We start from the raw sequence: 25,630 nt of genomic DNA, 5'->3' as shown, positions 1-25,630 counted from the left end.
GCGCCGGGGACGCGCTGGCGGTGGTCCGCGACGTCCTCGCCGGCCGCGCCGCCATCCTTCCGGTGCCCGCCGGTGACCCCGGCCAGGCGGAGCTGCTGACCACCGCGTTGCGCGCCGGCCAGCCGATCGGCGACGACATCGCGGTGGTGCTGTCCACGTCGGGCACCACCGGTACCCCCAAGGGCGCGATGCTGACGGTGCGTGCGCTGACCGCGAGTGCCGACGCGACGCATGCGCGGCTCGGCGGGCCGGGCCGCTGGCTGCTGGCGCTGCCCGCCTACCACGTCGCCGGATTCCAGGTGCTGGTTCGCAGCGCGCTCGCCGGCGCCCCGCCGGTGACCGTGCCGCCGTCGTTCACCGCACCACAGCTGGTCTCGGGGATCGACGCGATGGGACCGGGCCGCCGCTACACGTCGCTGGTCGCCGCGCAACTGGACAAGGCACTGCGCGACCCGCACGCGGCCCTGGCACTGGCCGGCCTGGACGCGGTGCTGATCGGCGGCGGTCCGATGCCCGCGGGCGTGGCCGAAAGAGCCTCTGCGGCAGGTATTTCCGTGGTCCGCACCTACGGGATGAGCGAGACCGCCGGCGGCTGCGTCTACGACGGCATCCCCCTCGACGGGGTCGCGGTGCGCATCGACGGCGGCGGCCGGATCTGGCTGGGCGGCCCGACCGTCGCCACCGGCTACCGAAACCCGGTCTCCCCCGACCCGTTCGCCGAGCCCGGCTGGTTCCGCACCGACGACCTCGGTGCGGTGCAGGATTCGGGGCGGCTGCAGGTGCTGGGCCGGGTGGACGACGCGATCAGCACCGGAGGGCTCAAGGTGCTGCCCGGCATCGTGGAGGCCGCCGTGGCAACCCACCCCGCGGTCGCCGACTGCGCAGTGTTCGGCGTCGCCGACGAGCGCCTCGGGCAGCGGGTGGCGGTCGCGGTGGTCCCGACGCCCGGATCGTCGATCACGTTGGAAGAGTTACGGTCTCACGTCGCCGCGACGCTGCCGTCGTCCGCGGCGCCACGTCAGCTGCACATCGTCGGGGAGCTGCCGCTGCGTGGCATCGGCAAGGTGGACCGGCGCGCGCTCGCCAGCCGGTTCGGCTGACCCCCATGATGGAGGCATGAGCCGTCAAGTGACCTCCGCCGACGAACTGCGCGAGATCGTCGGACACCCCAACGCGGCGGTGGCCGCCAAGGTGCGGTCCCGGTTGTCCGCGGCCGAACAGCAGTGGCTGTCGCAGTCGCCGCTGGGTTTCGTCGCGACGCTGGACGGTGACGGTCGCCTCGACGTGTCACCGAAGGGGGACCCGGCCGGGTTCGTGCAGATTCTCGACGACCGCACCATCGCGATTCCCGAACGCCCGGGCAACAAGCGCGTCGACGGCTTCCTGAACGTGCTGGAGCGCCCGCGGGTGGGCACGCTGTTCGTGATTCCGGGCCGCGGCGACACCCTGCGGATCAACGGCAGCGCCCGGATCATGGCCGACGCCGACTACTTCGACGCGATGGCGGTGCAGGGCAAGCGGCCCATCCTGGCGCTGGAGATCAGCGTCGAAGAGGTCTTCTTCCACTGCGCGAAGGCGTTCCTGCGGGCACAGGCATGGAAGCCGGAGACCTGGAACCCGACCGCGGTGCCGAGCGCGGCCGAACTGGCCAGGGCGATCTACACCAACAGGTACCCCGACATCGACGCCGACGAGATCCGCAGGGGACTCGACGAGGACAACATGCGCAAAGCCCTGTACTGACGAGGTCCGGGCCCGTTCAAAGCCTGACGAAATCATGACGTCGACGCAGGTCGCGGCGTCTCCGCGCTACTCTCGGTGTGGTGACCAGGGTCCTGATCGCCGATGACGACGACGTCGTCCGCGATGTCGTGCGTCGTTATCTGGAGCGAGACGGCTTGGACGTCTACACCGCCCACGACGGCACCGAAGCGCTGCGCCTGCTCGGTTCGCGGCACATCGACGTCGCGGTGCTGGACGTGATGATGCCGGGCCCGGACGGGATGACCCTGTGCCGCAGCCTGCGTCAGCGCGGGGACTACTCGGTGCCGGTGATCCTGCTGACCGCCCTCGGCGAGGAGTCGGACCGGATCGCCGGGCTGGAAGCCGGCGCCGACGACTACCTGACCAAGCCGTTCAGCCCCCGTGAGCTCGCGCTGCGGGTCAAGTCGGTGCTGCGGCGCGCCCCGGCCGTCGGCGGGGTGTCCCCCGTCGACATCACCTCCGGGGACCTGACGGTGACGACCGCATCGCGCACCGTGAGCGTGGCGGGCAACCCGGTCAGCCTGACCAACCGCGAGTTCGATCTGCTGCTGTTCTTCCTGGCCCATACCGACACCGTCTTCACCCGCGAGGACCTGCTCAAGCAGGTCTGGCACTGGAACTTCGGTGACCTGTCCACGGTCACGGTGCACGTCAAACGGCTGCGCTCGAAGCTGGGCGACCGGCATCGCGTGCAGACCGTGTGGGGTCGCGGCTACATGTGGGCCTCCGGTGCCGACGGCTGAAATCTGGGAGATGGTTGGTTGGGCACTGGCCTGCTCGGTGCCCGTGGTGCTGATCGGCGCGGCGGTGATCCGGCTGGCCCGGTCCTGGTCGCTCGCGGTCAGCATGGTCGCCCTGGTGCTGATCCCGGTGCTGGCCACCCTGGCGGGCGTGCTGGGGGCCAGCGGATTCATGGTCACCGAGACCTTCGAGCGGACGGCGGCCGTGCTGGTCGTGGTATCGGTGGTGGCGATCCCGGCCGCGGTGATGCTGGGCCGATATCAGGCCCGGCGCACGGTGTGGGAGGCCGAGATCCGTGACTCGGAGAACGCCGCCGAACAGTCGCGGCGGCGGTTGATCGCGTTCGTCAGCCACGACCTGCGTACCCCGCTGGCCGGCATCCGCGCGCTCTCCGAGGCGATCGCCGACGGCGTGGTCCCCGGCGACGAGGTCCGGGTGTACGCCAAACACATTGAGCACGAATCGGTTCGGCTCTCGGAGATGGTCGACGACCTGTTCGAGATGTCGAAGATCAACGCAGGCGCGCTGACGCCGTCGTTCGACCGGGTGGCCCTCGACGAGGTCGTCGACGATGTGGTGGCCGCGCACCGGATCACGGCCGAACGCGCCGGGGTGCGACTGGTGGCGAGCATCCCCGAACAGGCGGTGCAGGTGGTCGGCAGCGACCGGGCGCTGGTGCGTGTGTTGTCGAATCTGGTGGCCAACGCGATCGCGCACACCCCGTCGGGCGGGACGGTCGAGCTGGCGCTGGGCAGTGACGCGCACAGTGTGTGGGCGCGCGTCGACGACACCGGGGTCGGCATCGACGAGGCGGACCTGCCGCGGGTGTTCGACGTGGCCTATCGCGGGTCGAACAGCCGTGTGCCGCGCACGGATCCGTCGCTGCCGAGCGGTTCGGGGCTGGGCCTGGCGATCGCGGCCGGTCTGGTGCAGGCCCACCACGGCACGCTGACCGCGCACAACCTGCCGACCGGCGCGCGCTTCGAGGTGCGGCTGCCGCCGGCGTACTAGGCCCGGAATAGCGTTCCGGGCTGCGAATCACGCTCTGACCACGGCCGGGAATGCTGTTCCGCGGCCAGCTCAGCCGGGAAGTGAGTTGCTGAGGCGCTCCGCGGCGGCCACGTAGTCCTCGATGAACTCGCGGACGACCTCGCGGGCCGGCTTCACCTTGTTCATCAGGCCGACGCCCTGGCCGACGAAGTAGGTCGCGAGCGCCTGCGCGCCCTCGTGGCCCTGGGAGGCCAGCACGTCGATCCGGCGGATCACCGGCTCGCACAGCATCGACTGCAGCGGCAGCGGGAGCGGCTGCTGACCGTCCTTGTTCGGCGCCCACGCGTTCGTCCAGTCCGACACCAGCTGTCGCGACGGCTTTCCGGTGCGGCCCGCGGAACGCACGGTGTCGCGTGAGCTGGCGGCCAGCATCTTGTTGACGGTATGGGGCGCGGTCTCGGCCTCCTCGGTGGTCAGCCACACCGAACCCGTCCACGCGCCGGCGGCGCCCATCGCGACCATGCCGGCCATCTGGCGGCCGGTCACGATGCCACCGGCGGCCAGCACCGGCGTCGAGTTGCCGATGTCGGCAAGCGCTTCGAGCACCTCGGGCACCACGACCAGCGTGCTCACCTCGCCGCAGTGGCCACCGGCCTCGGTGCCCTGCGCGACGATCAGATCCACGCCCGCGGCGGCCTGCTTGACCGCGTGCTCCTTGGCCCCGACCAGCGCCGCGACCGGGATGCCCCGTTCCTTGCCCGCTTCGATCATGTAGTCCGGCGGCACGCCGAGGGCGTTGGCGATCAGCTTGACCGGATGGGTCAGCGCGACGTCGAGCAACTCGTGGCCGGTGTTGCCCGACAGCATCGGCTTGCCCAGCCGGCGCTCGGGTTCGGGTTCGATGTCGTGGGCGCGCAGCAGTTCGTCGACGAGGTCCTTGTAGGCCTGCGGGATTCGTCCGGCCAGGTCGGTGCTGGACAGCTTCTCGCCCTTGCCCTCGAACTTGGCGGGCACGATCAGATCCACGCCGTAGGGCTTGCCGCCGACGGCGTCGTCGATCCACGCCAGCTCCTGGTCGAGCTGTTCGGGGCTGTAGGCGGTCGCGCCGAGCACGCCGAAGCCGCCGGCATTGGTCACCGCGGCGACCACGTCGCGGCAGTGGCTGAACGCGAAGAGCGGGAAGTCGATACCGAACTGCTCACACAGCGCTGTGGACGTCGTCATGTGCTCAGTATTACTTGACGGGTGTCAACACGCTAGTCCCGGGTCGATTTTCGATCAGGGCAGGTCGAACGGCAACTGCACACCCTCGTGGGCCAGGCAGTGCGTACACGAGCGCTCGAGGTCCACCCGGTCGATCGCCTGGTGGACGAGCTGTTTGAACGGCCCCATGTTGCGCTGGAACTCGGCGAACACGTCGACCGCCCGCACGCCCTGGCCCGCTTCCACGCCCGCATCCACATCGGTCACCAGAGCGATTGCGGCGTAACACATCTCCAGTTCACGAGCCAGCACAGACTCGGGGTAGCCGGTCATGTTCACCAGCCGGAAGCCCTGATCTGCGAACCACCTGCTCTCCGCGCGGGTGGAGAACCGCGGACCCTGGATCACCACCATCGCGCCGCCGTCGAGCACGCCGGGCAGGTCGGTCACCGCCGACCGCAGCGTCGGGCAGTACGGGTCGGCGAAGCCCACGTGGATGCCGCCAGAGTCGAAATACGTGTCGGGCCGGCCCGACGTGCGGTCGACGAGCTGGTCGGGCACCACGACCGCGCCGGGCCCGAGATTCGGGTCGAGGCTGCCGACCGCGCAGGGTCCGAAGACCCGCCGCACACCGAGCGCGCGCAGCGCCCACATGTTGGCCCGGTAGGGCACGGTGTGGGGCGAGAATTCGTGGTGCACACCATGTCTGGGCAGGAAGGCGACCTCGTGGGCGCCGACGGCGCCGATCGTGATCGGCGCGCTGGGCGACCCGTACGGGGTGTCCATCTCCACCGTCCGGGCATCGGCCCCGAAGAACGAGTAGAAGCCGCTGCCCCCGATGACCCCCAGCACCGGCTACGCGTCGTCCCCGGCGTCCTGCTGCGCGCCGGCCCGGCGCGCCCCGTCACGGATCTCGAACACCTCGGTGGCGAATCCGCCCACGGTGTTCGCGACGTCCTTGACCGCGGTGGTGATGATCGACGCGACCTCTCCGACAGCCGAGGCGCCGGCGGCGACGATCTCCTGGACCGCGTCCTTGCCGATCTCGGTGTTGCTCAGATGCTCGTCCATGCGCTCAGTCTGCCACGGTCGGCACCTGCAAGACTGACCGTCGTGGCCAGTTTCGCGCAGTGGGTAGAGGGGGCGCGTCCCCGCACGCTGCCCAACGCCGTCGCACCCGTGATCGCGGGCACCGGTGCCGCCGCGTGGCTGGATGCCGCGTCGTGGTGGAAAGCGTTGCTCGCGTTGGTCGTCGCGGTCGGCATGATCGTCGGGGTCAACTTCGCCAACGACTATTCCGACGGTATCCGCGGCACCGACGACGTCCGCTCCGGACCGCTGCGACTGGTGGGCTCCAAGCTCGCGGCGCCGCGGTCGGTGCTGACGGCCGCGGTGCTCAGCCTGACCGTCGGCGCGCTGGCCGGACTGGTGCTGGCGTGGTTCTCCGCGCCGTGGCTGATCGCGGTCGGGGCGGTGTGCATCGCCGGGGCGTGGCTCTACACCGGCGGCTCCAAGCCCTACGGGTACTCCGGCCTCGGCGAGGTCGCGGTGTTCGTGTTCTTCGGCCTCGTCGCGGTGCTGGGCACCCAGTACACCCAGGCGCTGCGCATCGACTGGGTCGGTGTCACGCTCGCCGTGGCGACCGGATGCCTGTCCTCGGCGGTGCTGGTGGCCAACAACCTGCGCGACATCCCGACCGACGCGGAGTCCGGAAAGATCACCCTGGCGGTGCGGCTCGGGGACGCGAAGACCCGGGTGCTGTTCCAGGTGCTGCTGGCGGTCGCGTTCGCGCTGACGCTGGTACTGATCGCGGCCACCCCGTGGTGCGCGGCCGGGCTGGTGGCCCTGCCGCTGGCGGTGCGCGCCGCCAAACCGGTGCGCGCCGGATCCGGGGGCAAGGACCTGATCCCGGTACTCAAGGACACCGGGCTGACGATGCTGGTGTGGGCGGTGGCGGTCAGCACCGCGCTGGCCTTCGGATAGCGAATCGGGCGCGCTGGGCACCCCTGAGCGTCGGTTTGCGCGCCGGATTCGCGTGGTACATGCAGCGGGATGAATGCCGCCCCGATGCCCCGCCAGTCCGGTGACGACGTCCGCGAGGCGAGACGGGTGCTGGCGGCGCTGGCCGACGCGTTCTCGGCCAAGGTGGTCGGGCAGGAGCACCTGCGCGAGACACTGCTGATCGGGCTGCTGACCGGCGGGCACATCCTGCTGGAGAGCGTGCCCGGACTGGCCAAGACCACCGCGGCCCGCGTCGTCGCCGAGTCGATCGACGGCCGGTTCCGCCGGATCCAGTGCACGCCCGACCTGCTGCCCAGCGACATCATCGGCACCCAGGTCTACGACGCGGCCACCACCTCGTTCGTCACCCAGTTGGGCCCGGTGCACGCCAACGTGGTGCTGCTCGACGAGATCAACCGCTCCAGCGCGAAGACCCAGAGCGCGATGCTCGAAGCGATGGAGGAACGCCAGACCACGATCGCCGGCGTGGTGTATCCCATCCCGGAGCCGTTCCTGGTGGTCGCGACGCAGAACCCCGTCGACCAGGAGGGCACCTACGCGCTGTCGGAGGCGCAGACCGACCGGTTCCTGCTCAAGGAGATCGTGCGCTACCCTTCGCCGGAGCAGGAGGTCGAGGTGCTCATGCGGCTCGACGCAGGGCTGTTCGACCGGGAGCACCCTGTCCGCCCCGTCGCGACGCTCGACGACATCCGCCGGCTTCAGCGGGTCACCCGCGAGGTGTACATGAGCCGCGACCTGATGCTCTACGCCAGCCGCCTGGTCGGGGTGACCCGCGAACCCGGCAACTACCTGCCCGCCACGGTGGCGCGGCTCATCGAGTACGGCGCCAGCCCGCGGGCCACCATCGCGCTGTGCACCTCGGCCCGTGCGCTGGCGCTGCTGTCGGGCCGCGACCACGTCGTGCCCGGTGACATCGCCGACCTCGCCCACCGGGTGCTGCAGCATCGGCTGATCCTCGGTTTCGAGGCCGCCAGCGCGGGGGTCACGCCCGACGTGGTGATCGACGCCGTGCTGCGCGCGGTCCGGGTGCCCTGAGCGGCGGCCGAGTGGGTAAACACCTCAACCGGGCCAGGTCGCACTTCGGCACCGACACGCGCGGCCTGCTCGAAGGCGGTCGGCACGCGCTGCTGCACACCCGGACACTGGAATTCGACGAGTTGCGGCCCTACGTGCCCGGCGACGACGTCCGCGACATCGACTGGAAGGCCTCGGCCCGCTCCGGCGCCGTCCTGATCAAACGCTTCGTGTCCGAGAAGCACCACAAGATCCTGCTCGTCGCCGACGCAGGCCGGAACATGCACGCGCTGGCCCCCAGCCGGGAACGCAAACGCGATGTGGCACTTCACGTGATGGGGGCGCTCGGCCTGATCACCCTCGGCCGCGCCGACGAGATCGGCATGGTCTACGGCGACGCTCGGGGCAGCATCCGGGTACGCCAGCGCCGCGGCGAAAACCACATCGAGAGCATGCTGCAGCACTACCAGGACCAGAGCACCCGATCGGGGCCGAGTGACATCGTGTGCCAGTTGGACTATGTGGCAACGCATTACCGGCATCCGATGCTGGTCGTCGCGGTGTCCGACGAACCCGAACCCGACGACCGCCTCGGCGAGGCGCTGGCCAGGCTGACCGCGCGCCACGACGTCATGTGGGCGATGGTCGCCGACATGCCCGCGGTGGAGGCTGAGCACGGCGGCTACGACGTCACCACCGGGCGGCCGGTGCTCGGTGCGGCCGCCGTGGACCCGCGCGTGGTCGCCGCCTACCGCCGCGCCGAGGACCGGCGCGTCCAGCACCTCACGGAATTCCTGGCAGCACAGGGGGTTTCGCATGCGACGATCGGCCGGTCGACTCAGATCCGGCGCACCCTCACCGCGATGACCAGGGTGTGGTCGCGTGCCGGATGACCTGTTGGAGTTCGTCAGCGGACCCCTGGCGTACTCGACGACGTGGCTGTGGCTCGGACTCGCCCTGATCGTGATCGTCGCGCTCTGGTACACCGCCGTCGTCGTGGCGACCCTGCCGTCGCGCAGCCTGCGGGGACTGCCGGGGCTGCGGGCGTGGCATGCCAAGGTGCTGCGCCGCCGGTTCGCCAACACCGCGCGCACGGTCACGCTGCGCCACCGCGCGGGTGAGTTGTCGGCAGCGCAGGCCGGTGCCGAACTCAGCCGGACGCTGCGCAGTTTCCTGCACCAGGCCACCGGGACCCCCGCACAGTTCATGCAGCTGCGGGCCGTGGCCGCGAGCGATGTCGCCGCCGCGGCACCCGTGCTGGAAGCGCTCGGCGACGTCCAGTTCGACCGGGCCTCCACCGCCGACGTCGGCCGCCTCGGCGAGCAGACCGAAGAGCTGATCCGCTCGTGGAGCTGACGTGGTGGCCGGTGGCCGCGTCCGGGCTCGGCGCGCTGATCCTGGTCCTCGCCCTCGCGGTGCTGCTGCCGGTACGGCGGGGCCGGGAGCAGCAGCTGCCGTTGGCCAACACCGCGCGGCTGACCCGGCTGCCCGAGTACCGCGCCGTAGTGCGGCGCCAGACCCGTGCCGCCACGATCACCTTGACCCTGCTGGTGCTGCTGTTCGGTGCGACCGCGCTGGCCACCGCCCGACCGACCGGAACCTTCTGGGACGCCGGTGCTGCCGAGCCCCGCGACGACGTCATGCTCTGCGTCGGCGCACCCGGCACCGACCCGGCCACCCGGCCTTTTCTGAGCTACTTCGCCCGCCAGGCCACCACGTACGGATCCGAACGCATCGGCCTGACGTCGGTGAACCGCCGCCTCGTGCCGCTGACCCGTGACTACCAGTTCGCCGCGGGCCGGCTCGCCGAACTCTCCCGGCCCGGCCCGGCCGCACCGACGCTGAGCACACCGGTGGAGTACGACGACTACGCCCCGACGGTCGCCGACCTGCTCGCGCTGTGCCTGACCGGGTTCCCCGACTTCGAGCAGCCCGGCCAGACCCGGCGCTCGCTGATCTATCTCGGCCCGGGCAACCTGCGGGCCCCCGGCGACGACCGGCCGTCGCTGTTCACCGACGCGCAGGTCGCCGACATGGCCCGCCGGGCGGGGGTGCAGATCAACGCGATCGCCACGCCGGGCCGGGACACGGCCGCGCTGAGTGCGGCGGCCACCGCGACCGGCGGACAGTTCCTGCGTTTGGACGCCGCAGACCTCGACGCCCAACTCGATGCGATCCGCGCGGCGGCGCCGGCCGGTCCGACCGCCGGGTCCGACGCGCGGGAGGACTCCCCCGCCGTCACCCTGGTGGCGGCGCTGGCGTTGTCGGCGCTGCTGGGCGTGGCCCTGTTGGCGGTGCGGCGATGACCTTCGAACCGGTGCTGCCCCCGCTGCTGCTGGCTGTCGCCGCGGGCGCGCTGATCGCACTGCGGCTGGTGGCGTTGCGCGCGGCCGCCGGTGCGGGTCGGCGCTCTGTGCTGCGCTGGTCCACCACGACCGCGGCCATGCTCCTGATCCTGCTGGCCGCCGCGCGCCCGGTCAGCGGCGCGGCCGAGGACACCGAGCCCGGTCGCCCCGCGCAGACCGGCGCCAACGTCTACTTCGTCGTCGACCGGTCGGCGGACTCGGCGCTGACCGATCCCGACGGCAGACAGCGGATGGCGCAGATGCGCGACGACATCGGCGAACTCGTCGCCGCACATCCGGGGGCGCGGTTCGCGCTGATCAGCTTCGCGTCCCGGCCTGCCATCGACTGGCCGTTGTCCGACGACGCCTGGAGCCTGCAGCCCCTCGTCGAGACCCTCACCCCGTACGCCGGTCCCACCGCCGACAGCACCACGGTCAACGCCGCCGCGGCGGCGAACGTGCTGCGCTACCAGCTGATCGCGGCCGGCCAGCAGTATCCGTCCGCGCCGAACCTCGTCTACTACCTCGGTTCCGGCGCACCGGAGTCGACCGTGCCGCAGGGCGAGTTCGAGGCTCCCCCGGTCGACGGCGGGGCGGTGCTCGGATACGGGTCCGGCCGCGGCGAAGCCACCTTGCGCGCCATCGCCGACCAGTTGGGCGTGCCGTTCGTGTCGCGCGCCACCGGCGGACCGCTGCCGGTGGACACCGCCGCCGCCGACGCCGCCGACGCGGCCCGGGAACCCGCGGACGCGCCCACCCGCGTCGAGTTCTATTGGCTGTGCACGATGCTGGCGGGGCTGCTGCTGCTCGTCGAGATCTACCTGACCGCGCGGGACCTGTTGCGGGCGCGGGCCACCCGTCGGGAGGTGCTGTCATGACACGCGTCCCGGCCCGGATACGGCTGAGGAGGCGCCTGCTGCTGGTGTCGGCGCCGGTGACACTGGTCGCCGTGGTGCTCGCCGTCAAGCTGATCTCGGTGGTGCTGGTGGGTGGTTCGGCACAGGAGCACTACGCCGCCGGTGACGTCGGCGCGTTGCGCGACGACGTGGCGATGCTGTCGCTGCTCGACTTCGTCGAACCCGCCACCACGGCCTTCGCGGCGGGCACGCTCGCGGTGCGCGAGGAGCGGCTCGACGACGCCGACGCCAGGTTCTCCGAAGCGCTGGCCGGCACGGGACCGGACCGGTCGTGCGCGGTGCGGGTGAACCTCGCGCTGGTGCGCGAACGGCGGGGCGACATCGACGCCTGGGAGGCGCGGCTGGACGCCGCGCGGCAGCGGTACGACAGCGCGCTGGAGGTGATCGCGGGCGCTGCGCCGGGCTGCTTCGCCGGCAACGACGATCCGGACGAAGCACGCCGGGCGGTCCGCGCGGACGCCGAGGAGCGGATCGCGGCCAAGATCCGGGCGCTCGGTTCGGTGGCGCCCCTCCTGCCGCCGGTGCCGCCGCCCGCCGCCGCACCCGCGGCTCCGTCGGCCCCACCGATCACGGCCCCGGACGTGTCGGACCCGACCGGTGAGCGTCGTCTCGACCGCGGCGGTGACCCGCTTGAGGCGCTGCGGCAGCTGCTGCGCGATGCTGCCGCCGGCTGACCCGGTCAGGCGCGCGCGGTGCCCGTCCAGTACTCGGCGATCCGGCCGTCGGCCACCCGCAACAGGTCGTTGCCCGTGAAGCGGGCAGGACCACGCGGGCCCGAGCCGGTGGCGATCCACCGCGCTGCGATCAGGTCGCCGTCGGTGAACGGGCCGACCTCGACCGCGAACAGCAGTTCGGTCAGCGTGGCCCTGGTCCGGTCGACCATGGCCTGCAGTTCGTCGGGTCCGTGCACGTCGCGGGTCGGCCAGTGACCGACGAACCCCGGCGCCACCAGTTCGCCGGCGACCCGCTTCCCTGCCCACAGCTCGTACAGCCAACGCTGGTACAGCCGCTGCCCGAGCATCACCTTCGGGTTACTGCCACCCCTGTAATTCGGCATGGCCCGCGAACGGGCGATGACCTGCGAATTGTTCATGCCATCGCGGTTACCCGCGATGCCGTCCAGCTAAGCTCACGGATTAGCTGGAGCGTTACGTCCGCGCCGATATCTGTCAGGTACCGGAGGTGTCGTCCCGGCGCTTGCCGGATCCGTCGGCGCCGCCGCGCAGTCGCGACTGCAGCTGCTCCCTGTCCTGGCGCCTGCGTTCGTCCCACACCGCGATGCTCGCGTTGGCCCGGCGCCGCAGCGGCGTGAACACCCAGATGCCCAGCGGCAGGCCGACGACGAACGCGAACAGCAGCGCGATCACCACCGGGAACTCCCGGATCCCGGCCAGGTGGCCGATCCCGAGAATCGCCGCCGTCAGAACGACGACGAGCACCAGTCGTGCGGCGGTATAGGCCAGCACATCGAGAATGAGCCGCGTTGTCGGCCGGGGGTCCTCTGACACGAAAGGCAGCCTACCGACGGCGCGTATATTGACAGGAAGGAGGTTTTGAGTGGCGTATTTGCTCCTGATTCTCGTCGTGGCCGCGTTGGTCTACGTGGGCTGGCGAGTGAGCCGGATGAACGCGAACCGACCGCGCACCCGGGTGATCGGACCGGACGACGATCCGGATTTTCTGCGACGGATCAATCCGCGCGACGACCAGCCGCGGCCCGACCAGCCCCGGCCCTAGCAAGAGTCGCGCGCTCCCCGTCCGCTAACCGAGCGGGTCGTGGCGCTGTGCCCCCGGGAAACCGGCGGCGACCACCGCGGCCAGCTCGAGCAACGATTCCCGGGTGTCGCCGCGCAACCGCTCCAGGCTGATCTCGGCGCCCTCTTCCAGATGCGGGTCGAACGGCACCTGACAGACCGCCCGGCAGCGCCGGGCGAAGTGGTCGACCACCTTGTTCAGATCGACCTTCGTGCCGCCCCTCTTCCGGCGGCGCCGCACCCCGTTGATCACCGCGATCGAGTTGCGGACCATGTCCTCGTGGCCGTGCGCCTCCAGCCAGTCCAACGTCGCTGACGCGCTGCGGGCCCCGTCGACCGACCCCGAGCTGATCACCACCAGCACGTCGGCCTTCTCGATCACCCCCGTCATCGCCGAGTGCAGCATGCCGGTGCCGCAGTCGGTCAGCACCACGCTGTAGAAACGCTCGAGTACGTCGATCGCGCGGCAGTAGTCGTCGGCGCTGAACGCCTCCGACACGGCCGGGTCGGTTTCGGAGGCCAGCACCTCCAGCCGGCTCGGCCCCTGCGAGGTGTAGTTGCGCACGTCGCTGTAGGACGCGATGCCCTCGGCGTCGCGCAGCAGGTGACGCACGGTGGCCGACGTCTCGACCGGGACCTTCTGGCTCAGGGTGCCGCGGTCGGGATTGGCGTCCACCGCGATCACCCGGTCACCGCGGGTCGTCGCGAACGTCGCCCCCAGCGTCGCAGTGATCGTGGTCTTGCCGACCCCGCCCTTCTGCGACAGCATCGCGATGCGATAGCAGCCCCGCAGCGGCTGCTGCACCTGGGCGACCAGGCTGTCGCGCCGGATCACCTTCGGGCTCTCCCCGACGTCGATCAGCCGGCCGGAGGCCCGGTAGAGCCACTTGCGCCAGCCCGCCGACGGGCCGCGGTGGGCGTGGCCGAGCAGCGCGACCGTCGACAGATCCAGGTACGGCGCCGGGTCGGCGGTCGTGACCGGGGGGACGCCCTCGGGGGGCGTCGGCGCCGTCCACTCCGCGGGGACAGGCGCCATGGGGTCAGAGAACCGTTGCTGTGCCCGAAAACTCCCCGGCGCGTCCACCAACAGTCAGTACCCTCTCCGCGTTTAACCGACGCCGGCGTACGAGTGCAGGCCGACGGTCACCAGATTGATGAAGAACAGATTGAACACCATCGCGACGAACCCGGCGATGTTGATCCAGGCCGCCTTCTTGTCCCGCCAGCCGGCGGTCGAGCGGGCGTGCAGGTAGGCCGCGTAGATGACCCAGGCGATGAACGACACCGTCTCCTTGGGGTCCCAGCCCCAGTACCGGCCCCAGGCCTCCTCAGCCCAGATGGCGCCGAAGATCACCCCGAACCCGAAGATCGGGAACGCGAAGATCGTTGTTCGGTAGGCGATCCGGTCCAGGGTCTGGGCGTCGGGCAGCTTGGCCACGATGCGCCCGACGGCATCGGTGCGGCCCGGCTCGCCCAGCCGCGACATCTTCAGCAGGAACAGGATGCTGGCCACCCCGGCCACCAGGAACACCCCGGAGCCCAGGCTGACCACCGACACGTGGATGGGCAGCCAGTAGGACTGCAGCGCGGGCATCACCGGCGCGGCGTGCGAATACAGCCACTTGCCCGACACGGTCAGCAGGATCAGCACCGGCACGAGCACGAACACCCACAGCGAGCGGTACTGCGGCCTGCGCAGCACCCAGGCCCCGGCCACCAGACCGCAGAGACAGGTCAGGTTGATGAACTCGTACATGTTGCCCCACGGCACCCGTGAGGTGGACAGGCCGCGCAGCACGATGCAGGCCAGCAGCGCCACGATGCCGACGTAGACCAGGGCCACGCCGGAGGTGCCGAGCCGCTCGTCGAAGGAGCGGCCGGGGGTCTCGACGACGACGCCGGGGGCGGCGCTGTCGCGGGACACACCCGCGCCCCGCCCCGACCCCGCCGAAGCGGCGCCGACCAGTTCACGGTCCTCGACCCTGCGGCTGCGGCTGTAGGCCAGTTCGACGGCCAGCAGCAGCAGCGCCGCCACCAGAACCAGCACCGACGAGGTGAACGCCCAGTCGGAGTACCGAGCCAGGTCGGTGTCGATGGTCGTGCTCATGGGGACTTCGCTTTCTTCTCTTCCAGCACCGGCGCCGCGGTCTCAGCGCTTGCCTCGCCGCTTTCCCTGCCGTCTCGTGCGGCGTCCAGGAGCCGCGCCGTCAGCCGTTCGAACTCCTCGCCCCACCCCGAGTTGTCGGTGCGGGCCAGGCCACCCAGCTCGACGTTCACCGTACCCGCCGGCCCTGGGGTGAGCCGTACCCAGACGCGTCGGCGGCGGATGATCAACGACACCAGCAGTCCGCCCATCATCGTCATCGAGAACACCAGCACCCAGATCTGCGCGGGGTCGTGTGAGACCTGGAGGTTGACGAACGGGACCGCGCCGTCGAAGCGGACGACGGTGCCGTCGTCGAGTCGGGTGTCCTCGCCGGCCCGCAGGTTGACCCTGGCGGCCTTGCTGAGCCGGCCCTGGTCGATCATCCGCGGGTCGAGGGTGAACAGCGACTGCGGCCGGCCGGTGTCCAGGCCGGTGTCGCCGCGGTAGATGTCGATCGCGACGGCGGGGTCGTTCATCTCGGGGAACCGCGACGACAGCAGCGTGCCGTCGAGTTGTGCGGTCGGGGCGAACAGTCCCTGGATCGCGAGCTGGTTGCGGCGGCGTTCCAGGTCGTCGGTGTAGGTGCCGCCTGGTGGGTCGAAACGCATGGCCCCCGACGACAGGAACGTGATCTGGTCGTCGGGCCGCCACTGCAGCGTCTGGGTGCGGGTCTGCCCGTCCGGGAAGGTCACGGTGAACGTCGGCGCGTAACCGTGGCCCTGCAGGTACACCCGGTCACCGCCGACCCGCAGCGGCTCGTTGACCTTCAGCAGGTACGGCCGCCAGGTGCCGGTGTCCAGGTCGTCGCCGGCCTGGTACTCGATGTCGGCCTGGAAGCCGACTGCCTGGCCGTTCTCCAGATAGGTGGCCTTGAAGTCGTTGACCCGCACACACATCGGGTACAGCGAGGTGCCGTCGACGGTGTTGCCCGCACGGAACGAGTCGAACGCCGCCGGGGACGCCGAGCAGAATCCGGGGCCGCCGTTGGCGACGACGATGACGTTGCCCTCGTAGCTGAACAACTTGCCCGCGGCGATCGCGACGAGCAGGCCCAGCAGCGAGAAGTGGAAGACGATGTTGCCGAACTCGCGCAGGTACCCCTTCTCGGCCGAGATCTCGGCGGTGTCGCCGTCGCGGCGGACGGTGCGTCGCCATCCGCGCAGCCGGGAGTCGATGGCCGCGGTGGCGGCGCCGACGTCGGTGCCCGGGACCTCGGCGCTGTGATGCTTGGGCAGCCGCGCGAGGTTGCGCGGCGCGGGCACCGGGACCGCGCGCAGGCTGCGGACGTGCTCGACCATCCGCGGGGTGAGGCAACCCACCAGCGAGATGAACAGGAGCACGTAGATCGCGGTGAACCAGTAGCTGGAGAACACGTCGAACGCCTGCACTCGGTCCAGCAACGGGCCCAGCGTCGGGCGGTCGGCGATGTACTCGTCGACCTTGGACTCGTTGAGGCTGCGTTGCGGCAACAGGGCACCGGGGATCGCCGCGAGTGCGAGCAGGAACAGCAGCACCAGCGCGGTGCCCATCGACGTCAACGTCCGCCAGGTGTTGCGGATCAGGGCCACGATTCGCATCAGATCGGTAGCCTGACGTCGCTGACGAAGGCGTCGCGCACCCACGACACGAACTCGTTCCACAGCCCGGTGACCAGCGCGGCGCCCACCAGGATCATCAGCACGCCGCCGGCGATCTGGAGGGTGCGGGTGTGCCTGCGCAGCCAGCCCAGCCCGGCGACGGCGCGCGCCGAACCGAACGCCAGCAGCACGAACGGGATGCCGAGCCCCAGGCAGTAGGCGATCACGAGCACCACGCCGCGCGCGACGTTGCTGCCCTCGGTCGCCGAGGCCACTGCGATCACCCCGGTCAGGGTGGGGCCCAGGCACGGCGTCCAGCCCAGCGCGAACACCGCGCCGAGCAGCGGGGCCCCGCCGACGGTCGAGATCTGGCGCGGCGTGAACCGGGTGTCGCGCTGCAGCACCGGCACCAGGCCGATGAACACCAGCCCCATCAGGATCGTGACGACGCCGCCAAGCCGCTGCAGCAGAAGTTGATTGGTGATCAACGTGGTGGTCATGCCGAGCACCGCGACGGTGCCGAGCAGGAACACCACGGTGAACCCGGCGACGAACAGCGCCGCCGCACCGGCGACCCGCAGCCGCGCCGCCCGGACCGCGACGGCGCCCGGGCGGGGTCCGTCGGGCCCGCCGTCGACCCCGACCACCGCGGCCAGGTACGACAGGTATCCGGGCACCAACGGGATCACGCACGGCGACGCGAACGACACCAGCCCGGCCAGCGCGGCCAGGCCCAGCGCCAGCAGCAGCGGGCCACTGGCGGTCAACTGGTCGATCTGGTCCAGGTTCATCGTTCCGCCGCCAGCCGCTCGACGACGGGTTGCAGATCCTCGGCGAGCAGTTCGCGCAGGAACACCGCGGCGACCCGGTGCTCGCGGTCGAGCACCACCGTCGACGGGATGACCGTCGTCGGATAGCGCCCACCGAACGCGATCATCGTGCGCATCGGCGGGTCGTAGATCGACGGGAACGTGATGCCGCGGTCGATGATGAAATCCCGGGGTGCGTCGATGTTGTTGTCGCGCACGTCGATACCGAGGAACGCGACGCCCTGGTCCCGGGTCGCGTCGTACACCCGCTGCAGCTGGCTGATCTCGGTGCGGCACGGGCCGCACCACTGGCCCCACACGTTGATCACGACCACCTTGTCCGCGAAGTCGTCCAGCGAGATGGTCTTGTCGGTGTCCATCAGATCCGGCCCGGACAGCGGTCCGGGGGTGCCGCGGTCGGCGGGCGGGTCGTAGACGATGTCGGTCTGGCCGCCCGGCGCGACGAACTCGAACGTGCCGCCCTGGGCGACGGCGTCACTGCCGGTGGCGCAGCCTGCGAGCACGGCGGTGGCCGCGCACGCTGCGAACAGCGTGCGCATCAGCGCCACCACTCGGTTCACTGCCCGGCCAACTCCGCGTACCCCCAGCCGACACAGGACTCGTCGTGAAAGTAGAACGACGTGACCGACGCGAGATTGCACATCCGCCGCGTCGGGAAGTGGTGCAGCGGACGGTCGGTCATCGCACGGCGCAGCGTCTCGACCGGCAACTGGTGGCTCACGCACACCGCCTCGTGGCCGGCCCCGGCCGCCCGGGCGCGCATCAGCGCGCGCTTCATCCGGGCCGCGATCTCGGTGTAGGGCTCGCCCCAGGACGGCTGCCGCGGATTGCGCAGGTGCCACCAGTTGCGAGGATCGCGCAGCGCCCCGTCGCCCGGCGAGACCCGTTGTCCCTGAAAGACGTTCGTCGACTCGATCAGCTCGTCGTCGGTGTGGACCGACAGGCCGTGCCGCGCGCCGATCGGCGCGGCGGTCTCCTGCGCACGCTCCAGCGGCGACGCCACCACGTAGGTGATGTCGCGGGCGGCGAGCCAGTCCGCGACGGCCTGCGCCTGCGCCCGGCCGCGCTCCGACAGGTGGTAGTCGGGCAGCCGGCCGTACAGGATCTTGTCCGGGTTGTGCACCTCGCCGTGGCGCATCACGTGCACGACCGTGCGTTCAGCCGTCATGCGGTGGCCTGCGCGGCGGCACGCGCGGCGCCGGGCAGCGCGGCGGCGAGCTGGTCGAACGCGTCGTCGTCGAGAGCGGTTGAGACGAACCAGGATTCGTATGCGCTCGGCGGCGGGTAGATGCCCGCGTCGAGCAGTGCGTGGAAGAACGCCGGGAACCGCCACGTCTCGGTGGCCCGCGCGGCGGCGAAGTCGGTGACCGGTTCGGCGCCGAAGAACACGCTGAACATGTTGCCCGCCCGCGGAATCTGATGCGCCACACCGGCTTCGGTGAGCGCATCGCCGATCAGCCCGGTCACCCGGTCGGCGTTGGCGTCCAGTGTGGCGTAGGCGGCGTCGTCGGCCGCGCGCAGCGTCGCCAGACCGGCGGCCATCGCGACCGGGTTACCCGAGAGCGTGCCCGCCTGGTACACCGGTCCCAGCGGGGCCAGCCGGCTCATCACCTCGGTCTTGCCGCCGAATGCCGCCGCGGGCAGCCCGCCACTCATCACCTTGCCGAAGGTGAACAGGTCGGCGTCCACCGGATCCAGGCCGTACCACCCGGCGCGGCTGACCCGGAAGCCGGTCATCACCTCGTCGACGATGAGCAGCGCGCCGTGCGCGGCGGTGATGCGGCGCAGCTCGGCGTTGAAGCCGGGCAGCGGCGGGACGACGCCCATGTTGCCGGGGCTGGCCTCGGTGATCACGCACGCGATCTCGGCGCCGAACTGCGCGAAGATCTCCTCGACCGCGGCCACGTTGTTGTAGGGCAGCACGATCGTGTCCGCGGCGGCGGCGCCGGTGACTCCCGGCGACGACGGCAGGCCGAGCGTGGCGACGCCGGAGCCGGCATCGGCCAGCAGCGCGTCGCTGTGGCCGTGGTAGCAGCCGGAGAACTTCACGATCTTGGCGCGGCCGGTGAAGCCGCGGGCCAGCCGGATCGCGCTCATGGTGGCCTCGGTGCCGGAGTTGACCAGCCTGATCAGTTCCACCGGGGCCACCCGGTCGACGATCTCGCGGGCCAGTTCGGACTCCGACGGGGTCGGCGCGCCGAATGACAGCCCGGCGGCGGCGACCCGCTGCACCGCCTCGACGACCGCGGGATGGGCGTGGCCGAGAATCATCGGGCCCCACGAGCACACCAGGTCGACGTAGCGGTTGCCGTCGGCGTCGGTGAGCCGGCAGCCCTCGGCCGAGGTGATGAACCGGGGCGTGCCGCCGACGGAGTTGAAGGCGCGCACCGGGGAGTTGACGCCGCCGGGGATCACGGAGGCTGCGTCAGCGAACAACTTCGCGGACAGCTCGGTACTGCTCATGGCGACCAGTGTCCCAGCCGGGTGGAAAACCTCCAACTACAGGGTGTAGTGGAGTCAGTTCAGCCAGTACTCGCCGCGCCCGCTGAAGCGGTTCACCGGCACCGACCGGCTCATCACCTCGCGGTACTGCCGGTCGAACGCCGGCAGCAGGGCGCGGTTGAGGCTCTCCAGGTGATCCTGCCAGCGGCGCAGCTCCAGGCCTCTGGCCTGCAGTTCGTCGAGCACGGCGCGCTCGTCGATCATGGTGAGCCGGTTGTCGGTCATCACCACCCGGCCGTCGACCAGCACGGTGTCGATCGACGACCCGTTCTCGGAGTAGACCAAGTGCAACTCCGGGGCGTTGCGCGGCGTGAACGCCAGCGACGTCATGTCGTAAATCACAAGGTCGGCGCGCTTGCCGACCTCGATGCTGCCGACGGTGTCGCCGAGCCGGGCCGACCGGGCACCGCCCAGGGTGCCCGCGGTGAGGACCTCGGCCGCGGTGGGCCACTGCCGGTAATCGGGCCCGGTCACCTTGTGCAGCAGCGCGGCGGTCTTGACCACCTCCGACATCCGCGCAGTGTCGCTGCTGGACATGCCGTCGGTGCCCAGCCCCAGGTTCACCCCGGCGTCGCGCAGCTTGCGCCACGGCGCGATGCCCGACCCCAGCTTGAGGTTGGAGATCGGGTTGTGCGACACCGAGGCGCCGCTGTCGGCCAGCACGTCGATGTCGGAGTCGGTGAGCCAGATCCCGTGGGCGATGGTCACGTGCTCGCTGAGCACACCGAGCGCGTGCAGATGCTCGACCATCGTCTTGCCGTAGAACTCCTCGCCGGTCACGGCCTGGGTCCGGGTCTCCAGCACGTGGATGTGGAACTCCAGGTCGTGCCGCCGCGCCACCTCGTCCAGGCCGGTCAGCAGCTCCGGGGAGCAGCGCTGCGGCGCCGACGGGCCGACCATGAACCGCAGCCGGCCGTCGGCGTAGTGACCGTAGCGGGCCGCGGCGGACTGCGCGTAGGCCAGGAAGTCGGCCGGGTCGGCCACCGTCAGCGCGTCGAGGGCGCGGCGCTGCGTGGGCTCCAGCGCATCGGCCAGGAACGGGAAGTGCTCGACGAACGGCCGGTCCATCACATGCCCCGACACGTTGGCCCGGATCCCGATGTCGCGGTAGGTCTCGAAGACCGCAGCGAGCTGCTCCTCGGTCTGCCCCGGGACCTCCAGCACGTCGTCGACCAGCGTGGTGACCCCGTTGCGCAGCGATTCGATCGCCACCAGCGCCGAGCGCAGCCGGATCAGGTCCGGCGACAGCGGCTCCAGGCCGAGCACCGGATAGGACAGCAGCATCCAGTGCTCCAGCGGCAGGTTGTCCAGCCGCGCCCGGAACAGCGCCTCCCACGAATGGGTGTGCGCGTTGACGTAGCCGGGGACCACCAGCCGGTCGCGTCCGTCGATGACGTTCTCGCCCGGTTCGGCCGTCAGTTCCGGTTCCACGGCGGTGATCTCACCGCCGTGGATCCGGATGCTGCGGGTGACCGGGGTCGCCCCGGTCACCGGATCCATCGTCAGGACGGTCGCACCGTCGATCAGGTGGCCGTCCGCGGTCATCCCCGCACCCGGCGGCGGGCCTTGGGGATCTCCAGCGCGGCGTAGATCGTCCCGGCGGTCAGCCCACCGGCCAGCCACGACAGGTCGATGCCGCCCAGCGCGGTGGCGATCGGCCCCTGCATCACCGGCACCATCCCGTACATGAACAGCCAGGTGAAGAAGATGCCGACGGCCAACGCGATCAGTGCGCTGGGCCGCACCATCGGCAAGGTGGACTCGCTCGGCGAGGCGAGCAGCGTCTCGGCGTCCACCTGCCCGCGCGCTACCCCGAACCAGTGCACCAGCATGACCGCGGCCCACGGCGCCAGCCAGCCCACGATGCCGACCAGCCACGCGTCGATGGTGTGCGCGAAGTCGCCGTTGAGCACGAAGAACACCACGCACGCCATCGCGAACACGCCGATGATGACGTTGAGCACCCTGCGGTTGACCTTGATGTCGAGCGCCTGGGTGGACACCGCGCAGGTGTAGATGTTGAGGATGTTGGTGGCCAGCGGGCCGTGCACGACCAGCAGCAGCACCGGGATCGCCAGCACCCCGTAGGCGTCGACGATGATCTCCCCCGGATCCGACGACGTGCTCAAGGTGGCCAGCGTGGCGCCCAGCGCGCCGAGCCACACCACCGGGATGAACTGCCCCAGTGCGCTCGCGGCGAACAATTTGCGCGCGGGCACCGAGGTGGAGACGAACCGTGAGTAGTCGGCGGCATAGCCCAACCACGTGATGCCCCAACCGATTCCGATGGCGGTCATCACCGCGGTGATCGCGGCGAAGTGTTCGGCCGGGGTCAGCGCGGCGTCGCCGGCGTAGCCCCAGTCGACGTCGAGGCCGAACCAGGCCACCCCGGTCATGGCGACCAGCACGGCGACCGTCGGCGGCACCGTCCAGCGCTCGAACGCCGCGATCACGCGGTAGCCGAACCACGCGATGACCACCTGGATGCTCATGATGATGCCGGCCACGATGATCCGTGCCGCGTTGTTGCTCACCTCGGCGTCGACCAGCCCGATGCGGCCGAGCAGCGCCATCACCAGGTCGAGCACGATCCAGGTGTTCACCGCGCACCAGCCGATGCAGACCACCGCCTGCACGGCGGCGGGCACGTAGGCGCCGCGGCGCCCGAACACCGCGCGGGCCAACACCATTCCGGTGACGCCGGTGCGCTGCCCGATCACCACGAACACCCCGAACAGCGACATGCCGATCGCGTTGCCGAGCGCCAGCACCAGGATCGTCTCGACGAGTCCGAGCCCCATCGTCACGCCGAGCGCGCCGAGGATCCAGTTGATGGGGGCGATGTTGGCGCCCGCCCAGATCCAGAACTGCCCGCGCAGATCGGTGGTCTTCGCGGATTCGGGGATGACGGCCAGTTCGGCTTCGAGATCGTGCGGGCCGTGCGGGCCCGGCGGTGCCGACTGGGTATCGACAGAGGTCAAGGCGATTTCCTGATTCACTGGAACGGTCAGAACGGGGTTCGCGCGACGTTGCGCTGGCGGGTCGTCCCCGAAGGAACCTTCACCACGTTGCTGAGAGTCTCGTTCATGTCGCCGTGGTCCGCATGTCGAATCGATGCCTGCCCGGAGAAAGCACGCCCCTGCCCTGCCGGCGTCGATCCGGCGCATGATGGGGCATGCAGTTGCCCCAGTGGCTGGCGCGCTTCAACCGCTATGTCACCAACCCGATCCAACGCGTCTGGGGCGGATGGGCCCCGACGATGGGCATCCTCGAACACGTCGGCCGCCGCTCCGGCAGGCGTTACCGGACGCCGCTGACGGTGTTCCCGACCGCCGACGGGGTCGCGATCCTGCTCACCTACGGCCCCGACCGGGACTGGCTGAAGAACATCACCGCCGCAGGCGGCGCCACCATGCGGCGGTACGGAAAGTCGTTCGATGTCGTTGATCCGCGGGTGGTCCCCAAGGCCGAGGCCGCGCCGGCCGTCACCGGTTGGATGCGACCGCTGTTCGCGGTGCTGCCGTTCGAACAGGCGGTGCTTCTGGACCGTCGCTAGCCCGACGGCATCGGGGCCGACAACCCTTGGGGCGAACCGGCACAACGCATCCCGCGGCGGTTCGGCTCCACGTAGGTGTCGGCGAGCGGATCGACGGACCTCATCGCGGCCGGAAGGTCGCCTAGTGCACCGACGTCATCGGTTTCTCGCAGCAAACCTCTCGGTGCTCCGTCTCGTTCGTACAAGGACACGGCTTTTCGTAGACCAGAACCGCACCGCACTCCTTGCATTCGAATCGCTGACCGGCGCTTCGAGACATCTGGACACCTCCTGCATCGCCGCGGTCGACACCACGCCGGGATCAGCGGTGCCTGGACGGTCGTGTCAAGCTCACCACGGACGGCGTCGGCACGGAAGACCCGAAAAAGAGCGCCGATCCGGCGCCTGCCCGCCGGGCCTGGCTGCTCGCTTACCGGCGCGGCGCCACCCGCGCCCGGATCGGACCCCGCGCGACCGTGGTGAACGGCACGTCGACCTCGAAATCGGTATCGGTCGACCGGATCTCGAGGCTCTTCACGATGGTGGCCAGCGCCAGCGTGGTCTCCAGCCGGGCGAAGTGCTCGCCGATGCAGGGCCGTCCGCCGCCGAGGAACGGCAGGAACTGCCACCGGTCGCGGGACTTCACGTTCTCCGGGCTGAACCGGTCCGGGTCGAACACCTTCGGGTCGGGCCACAGCTCCGGGTCGTGGTGCAGCCCGTACAGCCCGAGCGCCACCAGGCTGCCCGCCTCCACACGGAAGCCGTCGACCGCGATGTCGCGGGTGGCCAACCGGGCGACGCCGGCGGCAGGCGGACAGAGTCGCAGCGCCTCGTGCAGCACCTGGACCGTGTACTCGAGCCGGGGCACGTCGTCGGGGGTCAACTCGCGGGAGCCGATGGCGGCGGCCTCGGCGGCGATCCGCTGCTGCGCCTCGGGGTGGTGACCGAGCACCCACAGCGAATACGTCAGCGCCGTGGCCGTGGTGTCGTGCCCGGCCAGCATGAAGATCAGCAGGTCGTTACTGATCTCCGAATCAGTCAGTGGCGCACCGGTTTCCGGGTCGGCGGCGGCGATCAGGGCCTGCACCAGTGGAGCGTCGCGATCAGGGTCGGCCCGGCAGGCGCGCACCATCTCGTCGGTGATCTGCCGCATGGCGTCCACCGCCGCGCGGGTGCGGCGCCGGGCCGGCGTCGGCAGCCACCGCGGCGCCCGGATCGGCCGCAACGCGCGGTCGGCGGTGTACGAGGACGCGACGTGCATGCAGCGCGCGATCGTGTCGGCGCGTTCGTTGAGATCGACGCCGAGCACCGAACGTCCCAGCGACTGCATCGCGACCCGCCGGCATTCCACATCCAGGTCGACGTCGGCGGCGTCCGGGTGGCGGTCGACGAAAGCCTGTGCGGCCTTGGACATGTGGCCGCCGAAGTTGCGGACGTTGTGCTTGGTGAACACCGGCTGCAGCGCCCGCTTGCGCGGCCGCCACTTCTCGTTGGGCAGCACGAACAGGCTGTCACCGGCGGCGTGCTGCACCTCCTCGTGGATGATGCACCGGTCGGACGCGGCGTCGCTGCGTCCCAGCACGTCCCGCATGCCCGCGGGTGACATCACCGCGACGATCGGCGGCACCAGGTTCTTGGGGCCCAGCTGGATCCGGGTGATCGGGCCGCCGGCGTCGCGGATGACCTCCTGGCCGGTGTCCAGCCGGCGGACCAGCGTGAGCAACTGTCGCAGCGGCAACGGGCTGCGTGGCACCAGGGGCAACCCGGCCACGCCGGTGTCAGTTCCGGCGACCACTGCGGTCACTCCACGTCAGCGGCGAACCCGCACCCTGCGTCATCACGACGCCGGGCATCACCCGCAACCGGTACGGGGCCAATCTCAGCACAGCGAACTCCTCGGAGGTAGGGCCGTCTTTCCACATGGGGATGATGTGCGGGTCGTACCCGACCGGCGCCGGGGCCGTCGCAAACTTCTCCCAGACCGCGGTGCAGGTGTCGTCGTCGGTGTACCACTCGGTGAGGCACTCCGCCGAGCAGGTGTCCTGGTTGGTGGTCCAGTAGCTCACCGACACATCGGGATGGGCGGCCAGGTGCGCGCGCTTGATCGGGGTCGGCACGGTCGCGATCCAGCCGAACAGGTCGGTGCCGTCCCACTCCCACAACGGGTGCAGGATCCGGGTCCGGGGTTTGCCGTCGGCGTCGACGGTCGCCACCGAGGCCCAGACGATCGAGTGGGCCATCTCGACGAATGCGGGCGCTAGCTGATCGAGGGGTGTCACAGGCATCACAT

General features: G+C 70.7%; 29 protein-coding genes. 13 read left to right on the top strand and 16 right to left on the bottom strand.

Features of this window, described 5'->3' with window-relative positions:
* The first annotated feature begins 20 nt into the window (after positions 1 to 20).
* The 4 genes from menE (at position 21) to C6A87_RS03855 (ending at position 3,516) form a co-directional block, all read left to right on the top strand.
* Positions 21 to 1,100 (top strand): o-succinylbenzoate--CoA ligase, encoded by a 1,080-nt coding sequence (menE, locus tag C6A87_RS03870; protein WP_311117809.1) that lies wholly within the window; start codon positions 21 to 23, stop codon positions 1,098 to 1,100.
* 16 nt (positions 1,101 to 1,116) lie between these two features.
* On the top strand, positions 1,117 to 1,743 hold the full coding sequence (locus tag C6A87_RS03865; RefSeq protein WP_311116061.1) for a pyridoxamine 5'-phosphate oxidase family protein: 627 nt from the start codon (positions 1,117 to 1,119) through the stop codon (positions 1,741 to 1,743).
* Positions 1,744 to 1,823: 80 nt separating this feature from the next.
* A complete protein-coding gene (locus C6A87_RS03860; protein ID WP_311116060.1) occupies positions 1,824 to 2,507 on the top strand; it encodes a response regulator transcription factor in 684 nt (227 codons plus the stop codon).
* Between the two features lie 10 nt (positions 2,508 to 2,517).
* Entirely contained in the window at positions 2,518 to 3,516 is a 999-nt protein-coding gene (locus tag C6A87_RS03855; RefSeq protein WP_396837064.1) for a sensor histidine kinase, read from the top strand.
* Positions 3,517 to 3,585: 69 nt separating this feature from the next.
* Here C6A87_RS03855 and C6A87_RS03850 read toward each other — a convergent pair whose 3' ends face one another.
* The 3 genes from C6A87_RS03850 to C6A87_RS03840 are packed head-to-tail and all read right to left on the bottom strand — an operon-like array spanning position 3,586 to position 5,769.
* Positions 3,586 to 4,719 (bottom strand): nitronate monooxygenase, encoded by a 1,134-nt coding sequence (locus C6A87_RS03850; protein ID WP_311116058.1) that lies wholly within the window; start codon positions 4,717 to 4,719, stop codon positions 3,586 to 3,588.
* Positions 4,720 to 4,773: 54 nt separating this feature from the next.
* Complete coding sequence (locus C6A87_RS03845; RefSeq protein ID WP_311116057.1) at positions 4,774 to 5,550, bottom strand: S-methyl-5'-thioadenosine phosphorylase; 777 nt, start codon at positions 5,548 to 5,550, stop codon at positions 4,774 to 4,776.
* 3 nt (positions 5,551 to 5,553) lie between these two features.
* Entirely contained in the window at positions 5,554 to 5,769 is a 216-nt protein-coding gene (locus tag C6A87_RS03840) for a hypothetical protein (RefSeq protein WP_311116056.1), read from the bottom strand.
* Positions 5,770 to 5,811: 42 nt separating this feature from the next.
* On the opposite strand from C6A87_RS03840, the gene C6A87_RS03835 reads away from it, so the two are divergent.
* From C6A87_RS03835 to C6A87_RS03805, 7 genes are all read left to right on the top strand, one after another.
* Complete coding sequence (locus C6A87_RS03835; RefSeq protein WP_311116055.1) at positions 5,812 to 6,681, top strand: 1,4-dihydroxy-2-naphthoate polyprenyltransferase; 870 nt, start codon at positions 5,812 to 5,814, stop codon at positions 6,679 to 6,681.
* A gap of 69 nt (positions 6,682 to 6,750) precedes the next feature.
* Positions 6,751 to 7,755 carry an AAA family ATPase gene (locus C6A87_RS03830; protein ID WP_311116054.1) on the top strand — a complete coding sequence of 335 codons (1,005 nt, stop codon included), beginning with the start codon at positions 6,751 to 6,753 and terminating at the stop codon, positions 7,753 to 7,755.
* A gap of 11 nt (positions 7,756 to 7,766) precedes the next feature.
* Positions 7,767 to 8,627, top strand: a complete 861-nt coding sequence (locus C6A87_RS03825; RefSeq protein WP_311116053.1) for a DUF58 domain-containing protein — start codon at positions 7,767 to 7,769, stop codon at positions 8,625 to 8,627.
* Positions 8,617 to 9,090, top strand: a complete 474-nt coding sequence (locus tag C6A87_RS03820; protein WP_311116052.1) for a hypothetical protein — start codon at positions 8,617 to 8,619, stop codon at positions 9,088 to 9,090. Before C6A87_RS03825 ends, C6A87_RS03820 begins: the two co-directional genes overlap by 11 nt.
* Positions 9,081 to 10,040: a hypothetical protein gene (locus C6A87_RS03815; protein WP_311116051.1), complete on the top strand. Its 960-nt coding sequence runs from the start codon at positions 9,081 to 9,083 to the stop codon at positions 10,038 to 10,040. Before C6A87_RS03820 ends, C6A87_RS03815 begins: the two co-directional genes overlap by 10 nt.
* Positions 10,037 to 10,957, top strand: coding sequence for a VWA domain-containing protein (locus C6A87_RS03810; protein ID WP_311116050.1), 921 nt, complete (start codon positions 10,037 to 10,039; stop codon positions 10,955 to 10,957). The genes C6A87_RS03815 and C6A87_RS03810 overlap by 4 nt, the downstream gene beginning before the upstream one ends.
* A complete protein-coding gene (locus C6A87_RS03805) occupies positions 10,954 to 11,670 on the top strand; it encodes a hypothetical protein (RefSeq protein ID WP_311116049.1) in 717 nt (238 codons plus the stop codon). The genes C6A87_RS03810 and C6A87_RS03805 overlap by 4 nt, the downstream gene beginning before the upstream one ends.
* A 5-nt stretch (positions 11,671 to 11,675) precedes the next feature.
* Here C6A87_RS03805 and C6A87_RS03800 read toward each other — a convergent pair whose 3' ends face one another.
* Both C6A87_RS03800 and C6A87_RS03795 read right to left on the bottom strand, forming a co-directional pair.
* Positions 11,676 to 12,089, bottom strand: a complete 414-nt coding sequence (locus C6A87_RS03800) for a nuclear transport factor 2 family protein (RefSeq protein WP_396836990.1) — start codon at positions 12,087 to 12,089, stop codon at positions 11,676 to 11,678.
* 76 nt (positions 12,090 to 12,165) lie between these two features.
* Complete coding sequence (locus tag C6A87_RS03795; RefSeq protein ID WP_311116048.1) at positions 12,166 to 12,504, bottom strand: DUF4229 domain-containing protein; 339 nt, start codon at positions 12,502 to 12,504, stop codon at positions 12,166 to 12,168.
* A gap of 49 nt (positions 12,505 to 12,553) precedes the next feature.
* On the opposite strand from C6A87_RS03795, the gene C6A87_RS03790 reads away from it, so the two are divergent.
* Positions 12,554 to 12,733: a hypothetical protein gene (locus C6A87_RS03790; RefSeq protein ID WP_311116047.1), complete on the top strand. Its 180-nt coding sequence runs from the start codon at positions 12,554 to 12,556 to the stop codon at positions 12,731 to 12,733.
* A 24-nt stretch (positions 12,734 to 12,757) separates the two neighbouring features.
* Here C6A87_RS03790 and C6A87_RS03785 read toward each other — a convergent pair whose 3' ends face one another.
* From C6A87_RS03785 to C6A87_RS03745, 9 genes are all read right to left on the bottom strand, one after another.
* Positions 12,758 to 13,786 (bottom strand): MinD/ParA family protein, encoded by a 1,029-nt coding sequence (locus tag C6A87_RS03785; RefSeq protein WP_311116046.1) that lies wholly within the window; start codon positions 13,784 to 13,786, stop codon positions 12,758 to 12,760.
* Between the two features lie 72 nt (positions 13,787 to 13,858).
* Positions 13,859 to 14,857 (bottom strand): c-type cytochrome biogenesis protein CcsB, encoded by a 999-nt coding sequence (gene ccsB / locus C6A87_RS03780; RefSeq protein WP_311116045.1) that lies wholly within the window; start codon positions 14,855 to 14,857, stop codon positions 13,859 to 13,861.
* Entirely contained in the window at positions 14,854 to 16,473 is a 1,620-nt protein-coding gene (locus tag C6A87_RS03775) for a cytochrome c biogenesis protein ResB (protein ID WP_311116044.1), read from the bottom strand. Before C6A87_RS03775 ends, ccsB begins: the two co-directional genes overlap by 4 nt.
* A complete protein-coding gene (locus tag C6A87_RS03770) occupies positions 16,473 to 17,264 on the bottom strand; it encodes a cytochrome c biogenesis CcdA family protein (protein ID WP_311116043.1) in 792 nt (263 codons plus the stop codon). The genes C6A87_RS03775 and C6A87_RS03770 overlap by 1 nt, the downstream gene beginning before the upstream one ends.
* Positions 17,261 to 17,863, bottom strand: coding sequence for a TlpA disulfide reductase family protein (locus tag C6A87_RS03765; protein ID WP_311116042.1), 603 nt, complete (start codon positions 17,861 to 17,863; stop codon positions 17,261 to 17,263). Before C6A87_RS03765 ends, C6A87_RS03770 begins: the two co-directional genes overlap by 4 nt.
* Complete coding sequence (locus C6A87_RS03760) at positions 17,860 to 18,471, bottom strand: histidine phosphatase family protein (RefSeq protein WP_311116041.1); 612 nt, start codon at positions 18,469 to 18,471, stop codon at positions 17,860 to 17,862. Before C6A87_RS03760 ends, C6A87_RS03765 begins: the two co-directional genes overlap by 4 nt.
* Positions 18,468 to 19,766, bottom strand: coding sequence for a glutamate-1-semialdehyde 2,1-aminomutase (gene hemL / locus C6A87_RS03755; RefSeq protein ID WP_311116040.1), 1,299 nt, complete (start codon positions 19,764 to 19,766; stop codon positions 18,468 to 18,470). The genes C6A87_RS03760 and hemL overlap by 4 nt, the downstream gene beginning before the upstream one ends.
* Before the next feature lie 54 nt (positions 19,767 to 19,820).
* Positions 19,821 to 21,350: an amidohydrolase gene (locus tag C6A87_RS03750; RefSeq protein WP_311116039.1), complete on the bottom strand. Its 1,530-nt coding sequence runs from the start codon at positions 21,348 to 21,350 to the stop codon at positions 19,821 to 19,823.
* Positions 21,347 to 22,786, bottom strand: a complete 1,440-nt coding sequence (locus C6A87_RS03745; RefSeq protein WP_311116038.1) for a cytosine permease — start codon at positions 22,784 to 22,786, stop codon at positions 21,347 to 21,349. The genes C6A87_RS03750 and C6A87_RS03745 overlap by 4 nt, the downstream gene beginning before the upstream one ends.
* 194 nt (positions 22,787 to 22,980) lie before the next feature.
* Between C6A87_RS03745 and C6A87_RS03740 the strand changes: the two genes are divergently transcribed.
* Positions 22,981 to 23,361, top strand: coding sequence for a nitroreductase family deazaflavin-dependent oxidoreductase (locus tag C6A87_RS03740; RefSeq protein WP_311116037.1), 381 nt, complete (start codon positions 22,981 to 22,983; stop codon positions 23,359 to 23,361).
* 409 nt (positions 23,362 to 23,770) lie between these two features.
* Here C6A87_RS03740 and C6A87_RS03735 read toward each other — a convergent pair whose 3' ends face one another.
* Positions 23,771 to 25,135, bottom strand: a complete 1,365-nt coding sequence (locus tag C6A87_RS03735) for a cytochrome P450 (RefSeq protein WP_311116036.1) — start codon at positions 25,133 to 25,135, stop codon at positions 23,771 to 23,773.
* A complete protein-coding gene (locus C6A87_RS03730) occupies positions 25,119 to 25,625 on the bottom strand; it encodes a pyridoxamine 5'-phosphate oxidase family protein (protein WP_396836988.1) in 507 nt (168 codons plus the stop codon). Before C6A87_RS03730 ends, C6A87_RS03735 begins: the two co-directional genes overlap by 17 nt.
* Positions 25,626 to 25,630 lie beyond the last annotated feature (5 nt).

Origin of the sequence: Mycobacterium sp. ITM-2016-00317, assembly GCF_002968295.1 — a bacterium.
Lineage (GTDB): Bacteria > Actinomycetota > Actinomycetes > Mycobacteriales > Mycobacteriaceae > Mycobacterium.
Note: the sequence above shows the minus strand (reverse complement) of the source record. Positions and strands in the feature narration are given on the sequence as shown.